Source organism: Brevundimonas sp. UBA2416, from assembly GCF_002343105.1.
Taxonomy (GTDB): Bacteria; Pseudomonadota; Alphaproteobacteria; order Caulobacterales; family Caulobacteraceae; genus Brevundimonas.
This window is the reverse complement of record NZ_DDRM01000019.1, coordinates 23837-42380: the sequence shown is the minus strand read 5'-3', so window position 1 is coordinate 42380 and position 18544 is coordinate 23837. Positions and strand designations below refer to the sequence as shown.

The window sequence follows — 18544 nt, the reverse complement described above, 5'->3', positions numbered from 1 at the left end:
GGACGGGCGGCTAGCTCAGCTGGTCAGAGCACCTCGTTTACACCGAGGGGGTCGGGGGTTCGAACCCCTCGCCGCCCACCACCTCCGAACGGTGCAGGCCTTGATCCAGCCTCGCCGGGTCTCGGCTGGACCTTCAGGCGATCACTCATTCCATCGCCGGAACAAGGACAAGCGAGCTCTCTTCCATCGCTCCCTCAGGGCCCCGGTAGGTCTCCGCCCGCGAGACAGTCCCCTCCGCATCCCAGCTGAACGACAAGTCGTGCTGGAATGACTCATGCGGATCGAGGCCGGTCGCATCCAGGAACGCAAAACGGACCCCGGCAGACCCAGCAGCACTGGCCACCAGTCGCGGCTGGTTGCCCTGAGGGCAGTAATGCGTCGCGACCAGGCGTTCGCCGTCGAGGTGATAGACCGTCATTGAGTGCATGCGCTCGCCAACCATCCATCTCTCGACGATGACGCTTCCACCCGCGGTCGGCTCAAACACGATCCTCAGGGACGGGCTTTCCTGAACCCGCCATTCTCCTGCGAGGGCGGCGATCTTCTCGAACTGAAGGGTGGAAACAGGCAGCGCGTCTTCCGCTGTGGCCGGCGCGATGCCGGTCGCCGAACAGATCATGATCCCCGCCGCGATGGCTGCTTGCCGGGTCCAGCGGTGCTTCATCAACTCTCTCCCGGACTTCACCCGACTGTTCGCCCGTGCGGACCGCTATAAGCTCTCCCGACCTTCGCAACGCGTAGTTCGTAGTGCTCGTACCATCTTTCGATGCCGTTCTTCTGGGCCAGAAGGTGTTTCATATCAGCCTTCCACGCCAGGATACTGTCCTCATCCTTCCAATAGGACACCGTTATGCCCAGGCGGTCACTGCCCCTGGTGGTCTCAATACCCAGATACCCGGGCTGGCTCTCCGCGAGTCTGGCCATGGCGTTCCCCATGGATTCATAGCCCTCGTCCGTCCGGCTCAACCGGCTCGAAAAAATGACCGCGTAGTAGGGGGGCTGCGGTGTGTCAGCGAAACCCGTCGGCACGATAGAAGCCTCCATATCGAACAAGATCGGAAGGGAGTCGCTGTCAGGGCGCAGTTGCCGGTGCATGAACTGGTTGAACGGGCTCGCCTCGTAGCCTCCGAATGCATCGCCATTCTCAAATCCGTACCGGCGATAGAGCGCCAGGGCCGGCTCGAAGGCCGGACCGGAACCCGTTTCCAGACTGAGACGGTGATAGCCGCGCTCGAGCGCGATGTTCATGAGGTATTCGAGAAGGAAGGCGGCGGCCCCTCGCCTGAGATGCGCGGCGGCCGTCCGCATCGACTTGATCTCGGCGGTCGTGGCGTCGATGTCCTTCAGGGCCCCGATGGCCATGAGAGCGTCCCCCTCCCACACCGAATAGAGGGAAACGTCCGGGGTTCTCAGCGCCTCCGGCTCAAGCGCATGGACTGAGCCGGGCGGAGAGTGTGCGTGCATTCCGGCCAGGTGGTCCTTCAACAGGGCCAGCACCTCAGGATCGGACAGATCGGCCGCACGAACGATCACTGGGAGCTCCTGACCGCCAGGAGGTATTTCGCCGGGCCGCGGCCACAGCTCTCCAGCGCACTCTCGTTATGGATCTTGATCCGAAGACTGTCGTTGCCTTCCAGTTGATAGGTCGCGCCATCGGTCTCGTATCTCAGCGCGCCCTCGAAAAGAACGATGTGCTGCTCCATCCCCGAATAGGCCGGCGCCGGGTATTCGATGCGAGCCCCGGCCGGCAGTTCAGCCCAGATGAGCTCGATGTCGTAGCCGCGCGCCGGGGGCGAAATCGACCAGCGTCGAAACCCGGTCTCCGGATCGGTCCAGAAGCCGGCCTGATCGCGGGACATGACCGAGGGGCGCGCCTCATCCAGCCCACCCAGGAGCGCCGACAGGGTGATGCCATAGGCTGCCGAAAGGCGACCGAGGACATGAGCCGTCGGGCTCGTTTCCCCACGTTCGGTGCGTGACAGGGTCGCGCGGCTGACCCCGGACAGCTCTGCGGCCTGATCCAGGGATAGACCGCGCTCGCTCCGAACGGCCAGCAGACGGGCCGCGAGCGCCGCATCTACTGTCCCATTTTCGGCCGGTATTCTCATATTCGGGAACCTGTAAACGACGGCGCAGCGTCGGTCAAACAGCGGGCCAGCCCTGCCCGCGCTCGCGTGTCTCCCGGTCAGACTGCGTTCACCATTGCCGGTTAACCCTGCGCCACAGGGAGAAGGCGTCATGATCAAGACCATCAAAACCGGCGCGACCATCGTCGCTATTCTCGGCGTCAGCCTGATGCTGCAAGGCTGTCTCGTGGGAGCGGTCGTCGGAACCGCCGGCGCGATCGTCGGCGGGGCCGCCCAGGCCACCGGGGCCGTCGTCGGCGCCGGCGTCGATGCGGTCACGACCTCCGATGAGGAGACCCGCGCCAAACGCGAGCGCGAACAACGGGCCCACGAGCGTGAGCAGCGGCGTTGTGAGCAGCGCCAGCGTCAGGGCCGCGACTGCTAGACTAGAGCGTCAGCACGCAGCGTTCGTGGATGGTCGGTCGGGAGACCGTGACCCGACTCAGGCCCGGCCAGTCCGCTTTCAGGCGGCCGGCGAACCACAGGCACAGATGCTCCAGCGAGGGGAGTTCGAGCCCGGCGTGTTCGTTGAGCATGCCGTGGTCCAGTTCCTCGGCGGCGGCCTTGAGGGCGCGATCCAGCGCGCCGAGATCGGCGACCCAGCCATGCTCCGCGTCCAGCACCTCGCTGCGCACCGTGGCCTCGACCTGGAACGAATGGCCGTGGATGCGCCGGTAGGGGCTGCCCTCCGGCTCGCTCGGGAAGTGGTGGGCCGCGTCGAAGGTGGCGGCCTTGGTGATCTCGAAAACGCTCATCTTACGCCGATGTATTTGTGGGTCTGGACGCTGAGCCGCCATTTCGGGTGGGTCAGGCAATAGTCGATGGCCGCCGCGGTGTTAGCCGCCTGGTCGGGGCCGTCCATGGGCTGGAGCCAGAAGCGATCGAACGACAGATGCTCGAACCGGTCCGGCATGGCCGCGGGCTGGGGGAAGACCAGTTTGAGCTCATGGCCGCAAGTCTGGACCACGGGGGCATCGGCCTTTGGACTGATGCAGATCCAGTCGATTCCCTCAGGCGCGGCGAGTGTGCCATTGGATTCAATCGCGACCTCGAAACCGCGCGCATGCAGGGCCTCGATCAGGGCGGCGTCGAGCTGCAGCAGGGGTTCGCCGCCGGTGCAGACCACCAGTTTCGGATCCCCTGCCCGGCCCCGCCACATCGCCCCGACATGATCCGCCAGGGCGTCGGCGGTCGCGAACTTGCCGCCGCCGTCGCCGTCCGTGCCCACGAAATCCGTGTCGCAGAAGGTGCAGACGGCGGTCGCGCGGTCGCGCTCGAGCCCGTTCCACAGATTGCAGCCGGCGAACCGCAGGAAGACGGCGGGCCGTCCGGCCTGTCCGCCCTCGCCCTGCACCGTCAGGAAGACCTCCTTGGCCGAATAGGTCATGCAGCCATCCATTCGGCGTGTCCCGCGGCGCGCAGCTCGCAAGCCGGGCAGTCGTTGCAGCCATAACCCCAGGCGTGGCGGTGGAAGCGGTCGCCGCGATAGCAGGTGTGCGACGCCTCGATGATCAATTCGACCAGCGCCGCCCCGCCGATCCGGTCGGCCAGGGCCCAGGTCTCCGCCTTGGTGAGGGCCATCAGCGGCGTCTCGATGACGACCGGCTTGTCCAGCCCGAGGCTGAGCGCCGCGGCCATGGCGTCGATCGTGTCGCGGCGACAGTCGGGGTAGCCGGAATAGTCGGTCTCGCACATGCCGCCGACCAGAACGTCCAGACCACGCCGATCCGCCAGGGCGGCCGCGCAGGTCAGGAACACCAGATTGCGGCCGGGCACGAAGGTGGTCGGCAGGCCCCTGGCATCCATCTCGATGGCCCGGTCGGCGGTCAGGGCGCTTTCGGCGATCCTGCCATAGCCGGTCAGGTCGACGACGTGATCCGGCCCGAGCCGTCCGACCCATTGCGGCAGGACCGCCGCCATGCCGGCCCGGACCGCCATCCGGGCCTCCATTTCGACGGCATGACGCTGGCCATAGTCAAAACCGACAGTTTCGACATGCGCGTACCGCTCGAGCGCCCAGGCCAGACAGGTCGCGCTGTCCTGCCCGCCCGAGAACAGGACGAGAGCCGATTGGGCGGGCTTTGACAGGAATTCGCTCATGACAAACCTGCGGTCGGCCGGTCGGCCGCGCGCATGGACAAGGGGGATAGGCCGCAGAATGGCGGGGCGCGCCTTCTACACCAGCCTCGCGGGCAGAGCAAAAGCGGCTCAAAAATGACCGTTACCGCCCTTAACCCTTCTGCAAACGGTTCTGGGCCAATGTCTACCGGTCCCAGTGGAGTTGCGGCCCGCCATGCCGACCATAGAAGTCCTGACCGAGCGCGCCGAGGCGGTCTCGCCCCAGACGCTGGGGATCGATGTGTTCTCGCGGTTCGAGCGTGAGCCCGACACCCTGGTGATCCCTGTCGTCGAGGACGGCCGGCCTGTCGGCCTGGTTGAACGCAACGCCTTCCTGTTGAAGATCGCCAGCGCCTTCGGCCATGCCCAGTTCGCCAATCGCCCAGTCCTTCATGTCATGGATTCCGAGCCCGCGGTCGTTGAGGCGGGTGTCAGCATCGACGCCTTCTGTGATGTCCTGCTCAAGGGCGGCCCGGCCGCACTCATGCGTGGCTTCATCGTCACCCGCGAGGGCCGCTATCATGGCGTCGGCACAGCGGGTTCCCTGCTGCAGGCGGTCAATGAGCTCCAGCGCCAGCAGAACCTCGAACTGGCGGAACAGGCGCGCGTCCTGTCCGACACCCGGACCCAGGCCCTCGCCTCGGCCCGCTCCAAGAGCCAGTTCCTGACCATTATGAGCCACGAGCTGCGGACGCCGATGAACGGCGTGCTGGCGATGGCTGAACTGCTTCGGCGGCAACCCCTGAACGCCCAGTCGCACGCCCACATCAACACGATCGTGGAATCGTCCGAAACCCTGCTGCACATTCTTCAGGACGCGCTGGACCTGTCGCGCGCCGAAGCGGGCGAACTCGAGCTTCGTCCGCAGGCCACGCCCCTGCGCGCCCTGATGGACGACGTCCAGACGAGGTGGGCGCCGCGGGCCTTGCAGGACAATGTGACCCTGATGGTGAGCTATGAGGGCGACACCGAACTGGCAGCTGTCATCGATGGCGCCCGGGTCACCCAGCTGTTCAACAACCTGATCGGCAACGCCCTGAATTTCGCCCGCAACGGCGTTGTCGAAGCCGGGCTGAAGGCCGTTGCAGACGGGAACCGCATCCGGCTGGAGGCCCGCGTCCGTGACGACGGCGCCGGCATCGACGGCGACCGCGTGGACGCGGTCTTCGAGCCGTTCGTACATGGTTCGGGACAGGATGGCGCCGGCCTCGGCCTCGCCATCTGCCGCCAGATCGTCGACCGCATGGGCGGCCGGATATGGGCCGAGAACAATCCGGGCCGCGGCGCGACCTTCGCCTTCGATCTGGACGTGGAACGGACCCAGGTGGAGACCGCCGCACCCTCGAACGTTGAGAGCCTCGGCAGCGAGGACGACCTGACGAGCAGTCCCCATATCCTGATCGTCGACGACAATGCCACCAACCGCGTGGTGGCCCAGGCCCTGTGCGAGATGTTTGGCTGCACCTCCGAGACCGCCGAGGACGGCGTCGAGGCGCTCGAAGCGGTGCAGGAGCGTCGCTTCGACCTGATCCTCATGGATATCAAGATGCCGCGCATGGACGGCGTACAGGCGACCGAGGCGATCCGCGCCCTGACCGGCCCGGCGCGGGACATCCCCATCGTCGCCCTGACCGCCAACGCCGATCCCGACGATGCGAAGAAATATCTCACCATCGGCATGGCCGCGGTCGTCGAGAAGCCGATCAAGCCGGAACGGCTGCGCATGGCGATGAACCTTGCGCTTGAGCAAGCCGCGGCCGCTGCAGCCGTTGTCGAGGCGGCGCCGGACCGCAATCGCAAGAGCCGCTCCGCCGCCTGACGCACGGTTGATGAAGGGGCGCCCTTGCGCTCCGTTCCGGACGGACCGAGAAGCGGACGATGCAGTCTCCGATCCTCGACATTCTCCCCCAGCTGGCGGCGGGCGCCGCCCATACCCATGCACTGGGATTTTCCTACGACAGTCTCGACGGGGACCGGGTTCGCATCCGGGCGCCGTGGCGCGAGGATCTGGTCGGCGATCCCGACACCGGCGTGCTGTCGGGGGGTCTGGTCACCACCCTGCTGGATCATGTCGGGGGGCTGGCGGTATGGGTCGCGCTCGGAAAGTTTGAAGCGATCGCCACCCTCGATCTGCGCGTCGACTATATGCGGGCCGCCGAGGCGCGGCGCGACCTGATCGCGGAGGCACGCTGCTACCACCTGAGCCGGTCGGTCGCCTTCGTTCGGGCCTGGGCGTTCGAGGACAGTCCCGACGACCCCGTCGCCGCGGCCCAGAGCGCCTATATGCTGTCCTCCATGCGCAGCCGCGGCCTCGGCTCCAATCTCAAGGCCCGGCCGGAGACCGGGCGATGAGCGACCTGCTGGACCGCCTGCCCTACGCCCTGTTTCTGGGCCTGAAGACAGCAAGCGAAGGACAGGCCCTGACGGTCACCATGCCGTTCGATCAGAAACTGATCGGCAATCCGGTCCTGCCCGCTCTCCACGGCGGTTCGACCGCCGCCCTGCTCGAACTGACCGCCGTCGCCCAGGTCGCCGCCCTGTACCCAAGGTTGCAGCTGCCGAGACCGATCAATGTCACCGTCGCCTATCTGCGATCGGGCCGTCCCGTCGACGTCCATGCCCGCGCCCGGATCAGCAAGGCCGGACGCAGGGTCGCGCATGTTCTCGCCGAGGCCTGGCAGGACGACGAGGCCCAACCCATCGCCGCCCTGACCGCTCACTTCCTGATGGCTGACGACGACCATTAGTTGTATTTGTTTGCTACCTATGCTGGTCTCCCGTTTGTGACGCGAGGTCACGGGGAGATTCAAACATGACCAGACTAGCTGTCGGCGAAGCTCTCGCCGTTCGCCTGTACGCCGCCGAATCGGCGATCGATCAGGCCCTGATTGAAACCGCGACCCTCGCGGCGGCCCTGCCCGCGGCCCGGGCCGATGCATGGTTGTCGGCTGTAGCGGGACAGCGAGCCTTCGCCGGAACCGCCGCGACCATCAGCGCCCTGTCCGACGCGAGGGCCCATATCGTCGAGACTCACAACACCCTGACGGCCCTCGCCCGCAAACTGGGGCTGGAGACTCTCGCCGTCGGACCGCTGGACAAGCCGGGCGACGGGCCGCCGATCGGTGGTGGAGGTGGCGACGGTCCCGGCGTCGCGCCGGACATGGTCAACAAATCCCTACCAAGGAGAACCATTGCGTGTTAACTCCCCGTTTACCGTTTTTTAGTGGGAGGCTTACATGAACAAGGCTGAAGTGATCGCCAGCGTCGCCGGCGACCTGAATTCCGCAGAACAATCGCTGGACACCGCCATCGCCCAGGCGACGACGCTCATCCAGTCTATGATCGGCGCCCGTACGGTGCTCAGCCTCTCGCCGATCTCCGGCGCCGGTTCGCAAGCCCGTGCGATGGAAGCCATCGCCGCCATGGCGACCGCCCGTGAAGCCCTCGTGGCCTGCCACGAGGAACTGGCCAAGGATCACCGTCGCCTCGGCTACGGCGTCTACGCCTCCGGCCACATGAACAAGCCGGAATCCACCACGCTCCCGACCACCGGCGAGCTGGCCCGTCCGCGGACTCTCCGCGCGGTTTAATTCGGCGTAATGTCCCACACCGGTCATTCCGGTCTGGGCAGACTCGTTGCATTGTCGCCCCCGTGCCATTCGGCATGGGGGCGATTTGATGTTTGACACCCTGCCAACCCAGATCGGGGCTGGCCTGACAGTGTTGGTTGTCGCTTTCGCCTTCCTGAAGGGCGATGAGCCGGAGCGCATCGGCGGCGGAGCCTATGTACTTGCCTGGTTCGCCTCCCTGCTGGTCCAGGGCGACGGCGCGACCCCCGGCACCCAATGGGGCCTGATGGGCATCGACCTGATCATGCTCGGGGTCTGGGTGGCCCTGGCGTGGAAAAGTCGCCGCTCCTGGCCCGTATGGGCATCAGCCCTCCAGTCGCTGGTCGCCATGAGCCACGTGCTGACTCTCGTCGACATACGGCCGCCGGCCTCCGCCTTCTATGCGGTCATCAACCTGGCCAGCACCGGCATCCTTCTGGTCATCGCCATCGGCACCTTCTGGGCCTGGCAGGAGCGCCGCGCCGCCGGGCTGGAGTAGGCCCTGCGTTGCACGCAGGCTTATATTCCTGGAATATCGCCAAATCGACCCCTCGGTCGCGGTGAACCCATGCCCCTCTCCCATGCCCAGCTCTGGAAGGCGATCGACGGCCTCGCCCGCCAGGAGGGGCTGAGCGTCTCGGCCCTGGCCAGGCGGGCCGGCCTGGATGCGACCAGCTTCAATCCGTCCAAACGGTTCGGACCGGGCGAGACGCCGCGACCGCGCTGGCCCTCGACCGAAAGCCTGACGCGGATCCTCACGGTGACCGGCCTGTCGCTGGGCGAGTTTGCGGCCCTGGCCGGGGATGCAACGGAACGGCCCTCGACGGTGCCCATGCTGGGCATGGCCCAGGCGGGGCTGGAGGGCTTCTTTGATGATGCGGGCCTGCCCATCGGCGACGGCTGGGAGCAGACCCACCTGCCCAGGCCGAAGGACAGCCTGCTCAGCCTGCGTATCGTCGGGGACTCCATGGCGCCCCTGTACCGCGAGGGCGACCGGGTCATCGTTGATCGCGAGGCGACGGAGGTCCGCAAGGGCGACCGGGTGGTGGTGCGGACCACGGGCGGCGAGACCCTCGCCAAGGAGGTCGCTGCGCTGACAGCGCGGGCCGTGACCCTCGCCTCGGTCAATCCGGCCTATGACGCGCGGATTGTGGCCCGCAAGGATGTCGTCTGGATGGGCCGGATCCTTTGGGTCAGTCAGTAGCAAGAAGGCCGCCCCCGAAAGGACGGCCTCTTCGTTACGCCTGACTATGCAAATCTAGTTTGCGGCGACGTAACGGGCGTTGACCCAGCCGCCACCGGCGATCTGAACCCATTCACCCTGCGAGCCGGTGGCGCTGAACGGCTGGCCGGCCGAAAGCGTGCCGACCTGGCGGTAGTTGGTTCCGGGACCCGAACGGATGCGCAGGTTGGACGTGGCGCGGTAGGCCCCGCCCGAGGTGGCGCTGTCGGCGCGGGCACGTTGCTGGTTGCAGCCGATGTAGGAACCGGCGGCGGCGCCGGCGCCGGCGCCGACCACGGCGCCGAGGGCCCGCTCATTGTCCGATACCTGGCTGCCTGCCAGGGCGCCGAGCACGCCGCCGATCATGGCGCCGGCGCGTTGGCGTCCGCCGGGGGCGTCGCAGTTGGTGACGCCGTTGGCCTGCTGGGCCATCGACACGGTCGGGACCGCGGTCACCAGCGCCGCAAGGGCGGCGGCGGTGGCCAGGGTGGATTTCATGATCTTCGACATGGCTCTCTCCATTCATCGAGGTTGGTCGATGGCAGGGAGAATGCGCGACGGCGCATGAAGGCTCCCGGAGCCGCGCCGTTATATTGGGTTCATGAACCTCGCCGGAAGAGGCGACGTCCTGTTGTCACGCTTCAGCCAGCTTCCCGTTCGCGCCCGCCTCGATCAGCCCGATCGTCTGCGAAAGGCCGTAGATTGCGGCGAACGAGCCGAAGCGGGGGCCCTGGGATGCGCCCAGCAGCACCTCGTACAGCGCCCCGAACCACGCACGCAGGGGCTCGAAGGCGTGATCCTTGCCCACAGAGTACACCTCGGTCTGGATCAGTTCGCCGTCGGTCGTGTCGGCCGGCAGGGCCTTCAGGCGAGCCGCAAGGTCGAGCAGGGCCGTCTTCTCCTTCTCGTCAGGCGCACGATAGGATTTCGTCGGCTTCACGAAGTCCTCGTAGTAGTTCAGCGCATGCCCCATCAGCCGGTCGAGCAGCGGCTCGCTGGCGGGCGTCGCATCCGGCAGATATTTCGCGAAATAGGCCCAGAGCTGGTCCTTGTTCGAGGCGTTGGCCACGGCGACGAGGTTCAGCAGCAGGCCGAATGACACCGGCGAGGTATGGGTCGGCGGCGACCCGGCGTGGATCGACCAGACGGCGTTGTCGATCTGCTTGGCCGGATCCTGCGTCTTGTACGCCTCGATGAAGGCGAGATAATCGTCGATGGCCCGCGGAATGACGTTGAAATGCAGACTCTTGGCCGATTTCGGCGACTGGAACATATACCAGCTCAGCGACTCGGGCGTGCCGTAGCGCAGCCATTCGTCCATCGTCAGGCCGTTGCCCTTCGACTTGGAGATCTTCTTGCCCTCGATGTCGAGGAAGAGCTCGTAGTTGAACCCCTCGGGCGGAACACCGCCGAGCGCACGGCAGACCTTGGAGCTCTCGCGCACGCTCTCGATCAGGTCCTTGCCCGACATCTCGTAGTCAATGTCCAGCGCCGTCCAGCGCATGGCCCAGTCCGGCTTCCACTGCAGCTTCACATGGCCGCCGGTGACGGGGAGCTCGGTACGGCCGCCGGCGGGGTCGTCAAAGGTGATCGTTCCCTTGGCGACGTTCCGCTCGAGGGTCGGGACCTGCAGCACATGGCCGGTGACGGGGCTGACCGGCAGGAAGGGCGAATAGGTGGCGCGGCGCTCCTCGCCCAGGGTCGGCAGCATGATGGCCTGGATGGCGTCGAACCGCTCCAGCAGGGTCAGAAGCGTCGCGTCGAAGCGGCCGGCCTTGTACTGCTCCGTCGAGGACAGGAACTCATAGTCGAAGCCGAATCCGTCGAGGAAGGCGCGCAGGCGAGCGTTGTTGTGCGCGCCGAAGCTGTCGTGTGTCCCGAACGGGTCGCGCACAACGGTCAACGGCTTGTGCAGGTCCTCCGCCAGCATCCCGGGATTGGGCACACCCTCGGGCACCTTGCGCAGGCCGTCCATGTCGTCGCTGAACGCGATCAGCCGCGTCGGCCAATGGTCGCCGGTCAGGGCCCGAAAGGCATTGCGTACCATGGTCGTGCGCGCCACCTCGCCAAAGGTGCCCATGTGCGGCAGGCCGGACGGTCCGTAGCCGGTTTCGAAGATGACGGGCTTCTGCAGCGCCTCAAAGGTCGCCAGCGCCTCGTCCGCCTTGCCGGCGTCGATCAGCAGTTTTGCCGCATTCCGCTCAGCGTCGCTCAGCCGCTTCTTCAGCACATGGGCCAGAAGATTGCGGGCCTGTTCGAACGGCCACGATTTGGCGTCGCGCGCGAGGGCTTCGAGGTTCTGCAGCATGCTGGCGGGTTTGGCGGCTGGCAACCGCAAGGTCAATGCCGACCGCCTCGCGCTATCGGGCCTGGACGAGCGCGTTGATGGCATCGGCCACACGGTCGCCAATCGGCCGCCCGGGCACAATACCGTCAAAGTGATCGGCGTCCTCAAGGTCGAGGACTTCAACCGCGTCCCCGGATGCGGTCGCCGCTTCGACATACTGTGCCATCAAGGGAGCCAATTCGGCCCTGATCAGGAGCTGGCGTACGCCAAGAGGCAGGTGTTCCTGTGGTGTGGCGGCGCGGTAGGCGTCCGGGCGTTCCTCGGGCGTGCCCCCCATGAACCGCACGATCACCGGCTGGCCGCAGATCGACTCATCCACGCCGATCAGGGGCGCCAGCGCGCCAGGGCCGTCGATGGCCGCCACGGCCAAGGGCGTCAGGGGCGTGGCTCCGAAACGGGCGTCGGCCGCCGAGGTCCGTGCCGCCGCCCAGAGCGCAAGATGGGCGCCGGAAGAATGGCCGACCACCACAACGCGCGACAGGTCCAGCGGGTGATCGGCGCTGAGGGCCCGCAGATGATCGATGCCGGCCGCAATATCCCCGAAGGTCCCCGGCCAGCCTCCGCCCTCATCCCCCAGCCTGCGATAGGCCAAATTCCAGGTGGCCAGGCCCCGGGCGGAAAGGGCATCGGCCAGCGGCCCCATCCCCGAGAGGTCCTCATAGCCAGCAGACCAGCACCCGCCATGGACCAGAACCGCCACCGGATGGGGCCCCTCGCCCGGCGGCAGGCGGAGATGGCCAAACTGCAACGGAGCCGGGCCGTAGGACTGAACCAGATCCGGTTCGCTGGCTGCGGTCCGCGCCTCTGCCAGGGCTTCCATGGAAGGAGACTGGGCTAGCGCCGGAGCGGCCACGGCCATGAGACAAACAAGGGCGCAGACAACGCGCATCACATCCTCCCTGAAAGCCCTCCATCGATAGCAGAGGATTCCCGGTCAATCACCTCACCCGACCGACCGGACTGGCCGCCTTGACCCGGCCCCGGCCCTGTGGCCTCTGCCCCGCTTCATGAAGACCGCCGATTTCGACTTTGACCTCCCGGACGACCGGATCGCGCTCCGCCCCGCCGAGCCGCGGGATTCCGCGCGCCTCCTGGTGGTGCGGGACGGCGAGCTCGAAGACCGGATCATCCGCGACCTGCCGGACTTCCTGCGGCCCGGCGACGCCCTGGTGTTCAACGACACCCGGGTGATCCCGGCCCGGTTGGCGGGGGTGCGCGAGCGGCCAAATCCCGTGATCGAAGGACCGGAGGGCGAGACCCTCACCGTCGCCGTCGAGGCCACCCTGCATCATCGGGACGCGCCCGACGTCTGGTCCGCCTTCATGAAGCCGGGCAAGCGGATCAAGGCGGGGGACCGCATCCGCTTCGGCGCGGCGGCCGACGGCGCATGTCTGCTCGGAAGCCTCGACGCGACCGTGGTCGACAAGGGCGAGGACGGGCTGGTTGCGCTGCGCTTCGACCTTGCGGGCCCCGCGCTGGACGAGGCCATCCGCGACGTCGGGGTGATGCCCCTGCCCCCCTATATCGCCGCCAAGCGGGCCGAGGACGACCGCGACCGGTCGGACTACCAGACACTGTTCGCGAAATGGGACGGCTCGGTCGCCGCCCCGACGGCGGGCCTGCATTTCACCCCGGCCCTGATGGCCGCGATCGAGGCCCGCGGGGTCTCCACGCACGCCGTCACCCTGCACGTCGGGGCCGGGACCTTCCTGCCGGTCAAGGCGGACGACACCGCCGACCACAGGATGCATTCGGAATGGGGGGAGGTCTCCGCACAGACCGCCCAAGCCCTGAACGCCGTGCGCGCGGCGGGCGGCCGGATCGTCTGCGTAGGCACCACCTCCCTGCGCCTTCTGGAGAGCGCCACGACGCCGGAAGGCGAAGTCCGCCCCTTCCACGGCGACACCGCCATCTTCATCACCCCCGGCTACCGCTTCCGCGCCGTCGATGTGCTGATGACCAATTTCCACCTGCCGAAATCGACCCTGTTCATGCTGGTCAGCGCCTTCGCCGGGCTGGAGACGATGAAGGCGGCCTATGCCCATGCGGTGAAGGACGGCTACCGCTTCTATTCCTACGGGGATGGCAGCCTGCTATTCCGCGCCGCCTGATGCCCTTTCCCTTCGACATCACCGCCACCGAAGTCCGCGCCCGCACCGGGGTGCTGAAGACACCGCGCGGCGACATCCGCACGCCGGCCTTCATGCCCGTCGGCACCGCCGCCACAGTCAAGGCCATGACGGTGGACCAGGTCGCCCAGACCGGCGCCGACATCATCCTTGGCAACACCTACCACCTGATGCTGCGCCCCGGCCTCGAGCGGATGGAGCGGCTCGGTGGGCTGCACAAATTCATGGGCTGGACCAGGCCGATCCTGACCGACAGCGGCGGCTTCCAGGTCATGTCGCTGGCCGGGATTTCGAAGGTGAAGGAGGAGGCCGTTACCTTCGCCAGCCATATCGACGGCTCGAAATACGTCCTCAGCCCCGAACGCTCGATCGAGATCCAGGCCGACCGCATCGGCGCCGACATCTCCATGCAGCTGGACCAGTGCGTTAGCTGGCCCGCCGAGGAGCCTGCCGCCCGCGCCGCCATGGAGCTGTCGGCCCGCTGGGGCGCGCGCTCGAAGGCGGCCTTCGGAACGCGCGAGACCCAGGCCCTGTTCGGCATCCAGCAGGGCTCGACCTTCGAAAACCTGCGCCGCGAGTCCTCGGACCGGCTGATCGAGACCGGCTTCGACGGCTACGCCATCGGCGGCCTGGCCGTCGGCGAAGGGCATCAGGCCATGTGCGAGGTGCTGGACTATGCCCCGGAGATGCTGCCGGCCGATCGCCCCCGCTATCTGATGGGGGTCGGCAAGCCGGTGGATCTGGTCGAGGCCGTGTGGCGCGGCGTCGACATGTTCGACTGCGTCCTGCCCACCCGCGCGGGCCGTCACGGTCAGGCCTGGACCTGGGCGGGGCCGATCAACCTCAAGAACGCCCGCTTCGCCGAGGATCAGGACCCGCTGGAGCCGGATGTCCCCTGCCCGGCCTCGCAGGACTATTCAAAGGCCTATCTGCACCACCTCGTCCGCGCCGATGAAATCCTCGGCAAGGTGCTGCTGAGCTGGCACAACATCGCCTTCTTCCAGGCCCTGACGGCGGCCATGCGGGAGGCCATCGCCCACGGACGGTTCGAGGCCTTCCGGCGCGACTTCCACGCCCGGCACACGTCCAACAACCAGCACTAGCGCTGGCTGCGGGCCCGCGGCCGGAACCAGCTCGGCGCCGCCGGCGGGGCGCAGTTCCGCTGCATTCCGGTTCCCTTCAGGAAGGCCCGCCGCATCCGGCCGGCCTGGATGGCCGACTGGACGTGGCGGCTGTGCTGTTCGGCCCCGGACAGGCGACGAATCCAGCTGCGCCCCGGGATGAAGTCGGTCACGGCGTCGCGAATGGCGTCCAGCGCCGCCGCCGAGGCCGCATCCGCCGCCCGTTCGCTGAGGAATGAGCCGTCCGGGGCCGGCGGCTCGTCCGTGTCGGGGCCGAGGGCCTCGTTCAACCGGGCGATTTCGGCCCCGATGGTGGCGCACTGATTCAAATTGCGCAGGTCATAGGGATTGGCCTCGGCCTGCAGCAGGACCGTTGGAATGTACTGTCGGCGGAGATTCAGGTCGTCCAGCGGCGCAGTGGCCGCGGCTCCCAGTCCGGCTCCAAACTGCTGCGCACCTCCCGCGACCGCGCCGCAGGCTGACAGGGGAATACAAAGGGCGAGGATCAGACCGGCGGCGCGCATCCCTCCTTCAATCACGGCGCGGGCCATAGCGGAAGCATGGGCCGGGATTCGACGAGGCAAGCTTTACCATATAGAGGTTGCACACATTTCAACGACCGGTGTGACCAACGCAATGATTCAGCGTCTGGAGGCATGGCTCAAACAGCTTCGCTGCAAGCACCGCTTTCGCTACAGCCGTAGCAAGCCGGGTACGCTTGTCTGCAAGAATTGCCGGGCCCGGAAACCCAAGCCCAAGGGCTGAGGCCGCAATCAATACACCGGCAGGAAGGGTTGGTACGCCCTCTCGGGCTCGAACCGAGGACCCTCTGATTAAAAGTCAGATGCTCTAACCAACTGAGCTAAGGGCGCATACCACGCCGGACCCATTTGCGGCCCGGCGACGCGCCTTCTGTTGCAAACCGTCGTCGGGGTCAAGGGCTGGCTCGACGCGCGGGCGTGCTGAGGATAGGCAGTGACCATGAAACCGCTGTCCGGCCTGCGCATCCTCGAGTTCGACGGCCTGGGGCCAGTCACCTTCGCGGGCATGGTTCTGGCCGACCTTGGAGCAGACGTCCTGCGCCTCAGCCGCAGCGCTGACGCCGGAACGCCAGCCTTCAGCGAGGTCGGCGGTGCCGTGCTGCACCGGGGGCGCGCGGCCGTCGGCGTCAATCTCAAGAATCCCGCCGACCTTGAGGCGGTGCTGGACCTGGTCGGAGCGGCGGACGCCCTGATCGAGGGTTTCCGTCCCGGGGTTATGGAGCGGCTGGGGCTGGGGCCCGACGTCTGCGCCGGCCGGAACCGAAGGCTGGTGTACGGCCGGATCACCGGCTGGGGTCAGACGGGCCCGATGGCGCGACAGGTGGGCCATGACATCAACTACATCGCCCTCAGCGGCGCCCTCCACGCCATGGGAGAGCCCGACCGGCCGCCGCGGGCGCCGCTGAATCTGGTCGGCGACTATGGCGGCGGGGCGATGATGCTGGTCACCGGCGTGCTCGCCGCCCTGCTTGAGGCGAAGACCACGGGCAAGGGCCGGATCGTGGACGCCGCCATGACCGACGGCTCCGCCCTGTTGATGAGCCTGTTCCAGGCCCTGGGCGCGCGCGGCCTGTGGAGCGAGACGCGCGGTGCCAATCTGCTGGACGGCGGAGCGCCGTTCTATCGCTGCTACGCCTGCAGCGACGGCCGGTTCGTCGCCGTGGGGGCGTTGGAGCCGCAATTCTACGCCGCCCTGATCTCCGGTCTTGGATTGTCGCCGGAGACCGCGCCGCAGTTCGACATCGGTGGCTGGCCGGCGCTGCACTCAAGGTTCGAGGCGATCTTCGCCACGCGCGACCGGGACGACTGGGCGGCGCATTTCGAGAGCACGGACGCCTGCGTCACCCCGGTGCTGACCATGGCCGAGGCGGCCCGTCATCCGCATAACGCAGCGCGTGGCGCCTTCGTCGAACAAGGGGTCACTCAGGCCGCGCCCGCGCCCCGGTTCGACGGAACACTTGCGGAGCCCGTGGCGGAGGCGGCGGCCCTGTCGCTGGACGAAGCCCGCAACCGCTGGAGCTGACGGTCAGGCGACCGCAGCCTCCGCACGGGGCCGCTCGATGGCGCAGGCCTCGGCAAGCGTGGACGCCAGCATGACGGGATCGATGGGCTTGGTCAGGAAGGCGTGAACGCCGGCCGCGTCCCAGGCGGCGCGGTGCACGTCGAGCGCGTTGGCCGTCAGGGCGATGACCGGCGTGTCGCCGTTGATCTCGCCGGCCCGGATCCGGCGTGTCGCCTCGAGTCCGTCCATCACAGGCATCTGCATATCCATCAGAATGGCGTCGAACCGCTGACCAGACGCCGCCTCCAGCGCCTCGGCGCCGTTCTCGACCAGGGTCAGGCGGCAGCCGTGCGGCTCCAGCAGCAGTTGCAGGATACGGCGGTTCACCTCGTGGTCGTCAGCGGCCAGAATCGAACGGCCCACCAGAGACCCGCTTGTTTCCAGCGCACGACCGGGCTGGGCAGGCGCATTCTCGACCGGGGTCATCGGCAGGCTGAGGATGAAGGTCGAGCCCTCGCCGTCCACGCTCTGGACGGACAACGAACCGCCCATCAACTCGGCCAGCTTGCGGCTGATCGCCAGACCGAGGCCTGTGCCGCCGTAGCGCCGGGTCGTGCCGACGTCCGCCTGTTCGAAACTGTTGAAGATCTGGCCCAGCCGATCGGCGGGAATGCCGCAGCCGGTGTCGGAAACCGCCATGTTCAGGCGGCCGTCCGTCCAGCTGGCCTCAATCCGGATTTCGCCCTCATGGGTGAATTTCACCGCATTGGACATCAGGTTGAACAGAATCTGTTGCACCCGAAGCGGATCGGTCCGCACGGCGACGGGCACATCGGGCGCGACCCGGACCTTGAGCCGGACTCCGTTGGCCAGGGCGCGCGGCTCCCACAGGCGGACGACTGTCGACAGCCGATCGCGCACGATCATGTCGGCGCTCTCCAGCTCCATCTTGCCGGCCTCGATCTTCGAGAAGTCGAGCACGTCGTTGAGCAGGCCCATGAGGACGTCGCCCGCATCGATCAGCATCGAGACATGTTCACGCTGCTGGCTGTCCAGACGGGTGCGGCGGAGCAGGTTGGCGGCGGAGATCACCGCATTCATCGGCGTGCGGATCTCGTGGCTGACAACCGCGAGGAAGTCCGATTTGGCGGCGCTGGCCACCTCGGCCTTGCGGCGGGCGCTCTGTTCGGCGTCCCGGGCGGATTTGAGGGCGCCGGTCGTCGATGAGCTTTGCCGCACTGTCACAACCAGGTGGCTCATATAGAGGATGCAGCCGATGGCGACGAGCAGCTCTTGCCAGTTCTGGCTTGAGATCGCGGTGAACACGGGCAGGCCCAGAAAATAGGTCGCATGAGGCGCCACCGCCGAAATCAGGATCGGCCTTGCATGGTGCATGTGCAGGCTGACGTGCAGGAGACCGCCGGCGCACTGGACCATGGCGAACACACGGCCGACATCCCCGCCGTAGAACCACATATAGGCGCTCATGGCCGCATAGACGGCGACGCTGAGCACCGTCGTGGCGCAGCAGAGCACCACATAAAGCCGATCCGGCTGCCAATCCTGCCGAAGACGGAACCGCCTGAACACAGCCCAGTCCAGGGCCTGCGTAACCAGAACGGCCGCGAACCAGACAGGCGGCCAGATGGAGGGCACCACAAACCAGGCGGTGCAGCCGATAAAGGCCGCCAGGGCGATCCGTGTCTTGAGTTCCCGGTATCGTACCAGCGACACCATGGCATAGGCGGTGACAGTCATTCGATCCCCTCTGATTTCAGCCTACGCCAAATTCTGAAAGGATTGGTTGCCGGCGTGGTGACCACGCGCGCG

Annotated in this window: 22 protein-coding genes and 2 tRNA genes; 12 read left to right on the top strand and 12 right to left on the bottom strand. The window is 67.1% G+C overall.

Annotated elements, in window-relative coordinates; all coding sequences use genetic code 11:
* The first annotated feature begins 4 nt into the window (after positions 1 to 4).
* A tRNA-Val gene (locus tag B3E43_RS06510) sits at positions 5 to 81 on the top strand.
* A 64-nt stretch (positions 82 to 145) separates the two neighbouring features.
* On the opposite strand, the gene B3E43_RS06505 is transcribed toward B3E43_RS06510, so the two are convergent.
* Genes B3E43_RS06505 through B3E43_RS06495 form a run of 3 tightly spaced genes read right to left on the bottom strand, consistent with a single transcriptional unit; the run spans position 146 to position 2108 of the window.
* The gene (locus B3E43_RS06505) at positions 146 to 664 is read right to left on the bottom strand and encodes a hypothetical protein (protein WP_292027740.1); all 519 of its coding nucleotides are present in this window, start codon (positions 662 to 664) and stop codon (positions 146 to 148) included.
* A 17-nt stretch (positions 665 to 681) separates the two neighbouring features.
* Positions 682 to 1533 carry a GNAT family N-acetyltransferase gene (locus B3E43_RS06500; protein ID WP_292027738.1) on the bottom strand — a complete coding sequence of 284 codons (852 nt, stop codon included), beginning with the start codon at positions 1531 to 1533 and terminating at the stop codon, positions 682 to 684.
* A complete protein-coding gene (locus B3E43_RS06495; RefSeq protein WP_292027736.1) occupies positions 1530 to 2108 on the bottom strand; it encodes a helix-turn-helix domain-containing protein in 579 nt (192 codons plus the stop codon). The genes B3E43_RS06500 and B3E43_RS06495 overlap by 4 nt, the downstream gene beginning before the upstream one ends.
* Before the next feature lie 130 nt (positions 2109 to 2238).
* Between B3E43_RS06495 and B3E43_RS06490 the strand changes: the two genes are divergently transcribed.
* Positions 2239 to 2511, top strand: coding sequence for a hypothetical protein (locus B3E43_RS06490; RefSeq protein WP_292027734.1), 273 nt, complete (start codon positions 2239 to 2241; stop codon positions 2509 to 2511).
* 1 nt (position 2512) lies between these two features.
* Here B3E43_RS06490 and B3E43_RS06485 read toward each other — a convergent pair whose 3' ends face one another.
* The 3 genes from B3E43_RS06485 to queC are packed head-to-tail and all read right to left on the bottom strand — an operon-like array spanning position 2513 to position 4226.
* A complete protein-coding gene (locus B3E43_RS06485) occupies positions 2513 to 2881 on the bottom strand; it encodes a 6-pyruvoyl trahydropterin synthase family protein (RefSeq protein WP_292027732.1) in 369 nt (122 codons plus the stop codon).
* Positions 2878 to 3513, bottom strand: coding sequence for a 7-carboxy-7-deazaguanine synthase (gene queE / locus B3E43_RS06480; RefSeq protein WP_292027731.1), 636 nt, complete (start codon positions 3511 to 3513; stop codon positions 2878 to 2880). The genes B3E43_RS06485 and queE overlap by 4 nt, the downstream gene beginning before the upstream one ends.
* On the bottom strand, positions 3510 to 4226 hold the full coding sequence (gene queC, locus B3E43_RS06475; RefSeq protein WP_292027729.1) for a 7-cyano-7-deazaguanine synthase QueC: 717 nt from the start codon (positions 4224 to 4226) through the stop codon (positions 3510 to 3512). Before queC ends, queE begins: the two co-directional genes overlap by 4 nt.
* A gap of 193 nt (positions 4227 to 4419) precedes the next feature.
* Here queC and B3E43_RS06470 point away from each other — a divergent pair, with 193 nt between their 5' ends.
* From B3E43_RS06470 to B3E43_RS06440, 7 genes are all read left to right on the top strand, one after another.
* A complete protein-coding gene (locus B3E43_RS06470) occupies positions 4420 to 6063 on the top strand; it encodes a response regulator (protein WP_292027727.1) in 1644 nt (547 codons plus the stop codon).
* A 59-nt stretch (positions 6064 to 6122) separates the two neighbouring features.
* Positions 6123 to 6596, top strand: coding sequence for a PaaI family thioesterase (locus tag B3E43_RS06465; protein WP_292027725.1), 474 nt, complete (start codon positions 6123 to 6125; stop codon positions 6594 to 6596).
* Positions 6593 to 6991, top strand: a complete 399-nt coding sequence (locus tag B3E43_RS06460; protein WP_292027724.1) for a PaaI family thioesterase — start codon at positions 6593 to 6595, stop codon at positions 6989 to 6991. Before B3E43_RS06465 ends, B3E43_RS06460 begins: the two co-directional genes overlap by 4 nt.
* Positions 6992 to 7056: 65 nt before the next feature.
* Positions 7057 to 7446, top strand: a complete 390-nt coding sequence (locus B3E43_RS06455; protein WP_292027722.1) for a hypothetical protein — start codon at positions 7057 to 7059, stop codon at positions 7444 to 7446.
* A gap of 34 nt (positions 7447 to 7480) precedes the next feature.
* The gene (locus B3E43_RS06450) at positions 7481 to 7834 is read left to right on the top strand and encodes a hypothetical protein (protein ID WP_292027720.1); all 354 of its coding nucleotides are present in this window, start codon (positions 7481 to 7483) and stop codon (positions 7832 to 7834) included.
* Positions 7835 to 7922: 88 nt separating this feature from the next.
* Positions 7923 to 8351 carry a hypothetical protein gene (locus B3E43_RS06445; RefSeq protein ID WP_292027718.1) on the top strand — a complete coding sequence of 143 codons (429 nt, stop codon included), beginning with the start codon at positions 7923 to 7925 and terminating at the stop codon, positions 8349 to 8351.
* Between the two features lie 69 nt (positions 8352 to 8420).
* Complete coding sequence (locus B3E43_RS06440; RefSeq protein ID WP_292027716.1) at positions 8421 to 9056, top strand: S24 family peptidase; 636 nt, start codon at positions 8421 to 8423, stop codon at positions 9054 to 9056.
* Between the two features lie 54 nt (positions 9057 to 9110).
* Here the strand turns inward: B3E43_RS06440 and B3E43_RS06435 are convergent, their stop codons facing one another.
* The 3 genes from B3E43_RS06435 to B3E43_RS06425 all read right to left on the bottom strand — a co-directional run bounded on the left by B3E43_RS06435 (position 9111) and on the right by B3E43_RS06425 (position 12310).
* Entirely contained in the window at positions 9111 to 9584 is a 474-nt protein-coding gene (locus tag B3E43_RS06435) for an SH3 domain-containing protein (RefSeq protein ID WP_292027714.1), read from the bottom strand.
* A 124-nt stretch (positions 9585 to 9708) separates the two neighbouring features.
* Positions 9709 to 11382 carry a lysine--tRNA ligase gene (locus B3E43_RS06430; protein WP_292027713.1) on the bottom strand — a complete coding sequence of 558 codons (1674 nt, stop codon included), beginning with the start codon at positions 11380 to 11382 and terminating at the stop codon, positions 9709 to 9711.
* 52 nt (positions 11383 to 11434) lie between these two features.
* On the bottom strand, positions 11435 to 12310 hold the full coding sequence (locus B3E43_RS06425; protein WP_292027712.1) for an alpha/beta hydrolase family protein: 876 nt from the start codon (positions 12308 to 12310) through the stop codon (positions 11435 to 11437).
* Between the two features lie 118 nt (positions 12311 to 12428).
* On the opposite strand from B3E43_RS06425, the gene queA reads away from it, so the two are divergent.
* Positions 12429 to 13532: a tRNA preQ1(34) S-adenosylmethionine ribosyltransferase-isomerase QueA gene (queA, locus tag B3E43_RS06420; RefSeq protein WP_292027711.1), complete on the top strand. Its 1104-nt coding sequence runs from the start codon at positions 12429 to 12431 to the stop codon at positions 13530 to 13532.
* Positions 13529 to 14653, top strand: coding sequence for a tRNA guanosine(34) transglycosylase Tgt (gene tgt / locus B3E43_RS06415; RefSeq protein ID WP_292028124.1), 1125 nt, complete (start codon positions 13529 to 13531; stop codon positions 14651 to 14653). The genes queA and tgt overlap by 4 nt, the downstream gene beginning before the upstream one ends.
* Here tgt and B3E43_RS06410 read toward each other — a convergent pair.
* Together B3E43_RS06410 and B3E43_RS06405 are read right to left on the bottom strand one after the other, a co-directional pair.
* Positions 14650 to 15195, bottom strand: coding sequence for a hypothetical protein (locus tag B3E43_RS06410; protein ID WP_292027710.1), 546 nt, complete (start codon positions 15193 to 15195; stop codon positions 14650 to 14652). The genes tgt and B3E43_RS06410 overlap by 4 nt on opposite strands.
* 271 nt (positions 15196 to 15466) lie before the next feature.
* A tRNA-Lys gene (locus B3E43_RS06405) sits at positions 15467 to 15543 on the bottom strand.
* Between the two features lie 109 nt (positions 15544 to 15652).
* On the opposite strand from B3E43_RS06405, the gene B3E43_RS06400 reads away from it, so the two are divergent.
* Entirely contained in the window at positions 15653 to 16735 is a 1083-nt protein-coding gene (locus B3E43_RS06400; RefSeq protein ID WP_292027707.1) for a CaiB/BaiF CoA transferase family protein, read from the top strand.
* Positions 16736 to 16738: 3 nt separating this feature from the next.
* On the opposite strand, the gene B3E43_RS06395 is transcribed toward B3E43_RS06400, so the two are convergent.
* A complete protein-coding gene (locus B3E43_RS06395; RefSeq protein WP_292027705.1) occupies positions 16739 to 18472 on the bottom strand; it encodes an ATP-binding protein in 1734 nt (577 codons plus the stop codon).
* Positions 18473 to 18544 lie beyond the last annotated feature (72 nt).

Excerpts from the sequence above, each read along its gene's own strand:
- B3E43_RS06470 (WP_292027727.1), top strand. The coding sequence starts at position 4,420 with ATGCCGACCATAGAAGTCCTGACCGAGCGCGCCGAGGCGGTCTCGCCC.
- B3E43_RS06465 (WP_292027725.1), top strand. The coding sequence starts at position 6,123 with ATGCAGTCTCCGATCCTCGACATTCTCCCCCAGCTGGCGGCGGGCGCC.
- B3E43_RS06495 (WP_292027736.1), bottom strand. The coding sequence starts at position 2,108 with ATGAGAATACCGGCCGAAAATGGGACAGTAGATGCGGCGCTCGCGGCC.
- B3E43_RS06395 (WP_292027705.1), bottom strand. The coding sequence starts at position 18,472 with ATGACTGTCACCGCCTATGCCATGGTGTCGCTGGTACGATACCGGGAA.
- B3E43_RS06485 (WP_292027732.1), bottom strand. The coding sequence starts at position 2,881 with ATGAGCGTTTTCGAGATCACCAAGGCCGCCACCTTCGACGCGGCCCAC.
- B3E43_RS06505 (WP_292027740.1), bottom strand. The coding sequence starts at position 664 with ATGAAGCACCGCTGGACCCGGCAAGCAGCCATCGCGGCGGGGATCATG.
- B3E43_RS06455 (WP_292027722.1), top strand. The coding sequence starts at position 7,057 with ATGACCAGACTAGCTGTCGGCGAAGCTCTCGCCGTTCGCCTGTACGCC.
- B3E43_RS06410 (WP_292027710.1), bottom strand. The coding sequence starts at position 15,195 with ATGCGCGCCGCCGGTCTGATCCTCGCCCTTTGTATTCCCCTGTCAGCC.
- B3E43_RS06430 (WP_292027713.1), bottom strand. The coding sequence starts at position 11,382 with ATGCTGCAGAACCTCGAAGCCCTCGCGCGCGACGCCAAATCGTGGCCG.
- B3E43_RS06425 (WP_292027712.1), bottom strand. The coding sequence starts at position 12,310 with ATGCGCGTTGTCTGCGCCCTTGTTTGTCTCATGGCCGTGGCCGCTCCG.
- B3E43_RS06450 (WP_292027720.1), top strand. The coding sequence starts at position 7,481 with ATGAACAAGGCTGAAGTGATCGCCAGCGTCGCCGGCGACCTGAATTCC.
- B3E43_RS06445 (WP_292027718.1), top strand. The coding sequence starts at position 7,923 with ATGTTTGACACCCTGCCAACCCAGATCGGGGCTGGCCTGACAGTGTTG.
- B3E43_RS06440 (WP_292027716.1), top strand. The coding sequence starts at position 8,421 with ATGCCCCTCTCCCATGCCCAGCTCTGGAAGGCGATCGACGGCCTCGCC.
- B3E43_RS06460 (WP_292027724.1), top strand. The coding sequence starts at position 6,593 with ATGAGCGACCTGCTGGACCGCCTGCCCTACGCCCTGTTTCTGGGCCTG.
- B3E43_RS06435 (WP_292027714.1), bottom strand. The coding sequence starts at position 9,584 with ATGTCGAAGATCATGAAATCCACCCTGGCCACCGCCGCCGCCCTTGCG.
- queE (WP_292027731.1), bottom strand. The coding sequence starts at position 3,513 with ATGACCTATTCGGCCAAGGAGGTCTTCCTGACGGTGCAGGGCGAGGGC.
- queC (WP_292027729.1), bottom strand. The coding sequence starts at position 4,226 with ATGAGCGAATTCCTGTCAAAGCCCGCCCAATCGGCTCTCGTCCTGTTC.
- B3E43_RS06400 (WP_292027707.1), top strand. The coding sequence starts at position 15,653 with ATGAAACCGCTGTCCGGCCTGCGCATCCTCGAGTTCGACGGCCTGGGG.
- queA (WP_292027711.1), top strand. The coding sequence starts at position 12,429 with ATGAAGACCGCCGATTTCGACTTTGACCTCCCGGACGACCGGATCGCG.
- B3E43_RS06490 (WP_292027734.1), top strand. The coding sequence starts at position 2,239 with ATGATCAAGACCATCAAAACCGGCGCGACCATCGTCGCTATTCTCGGC.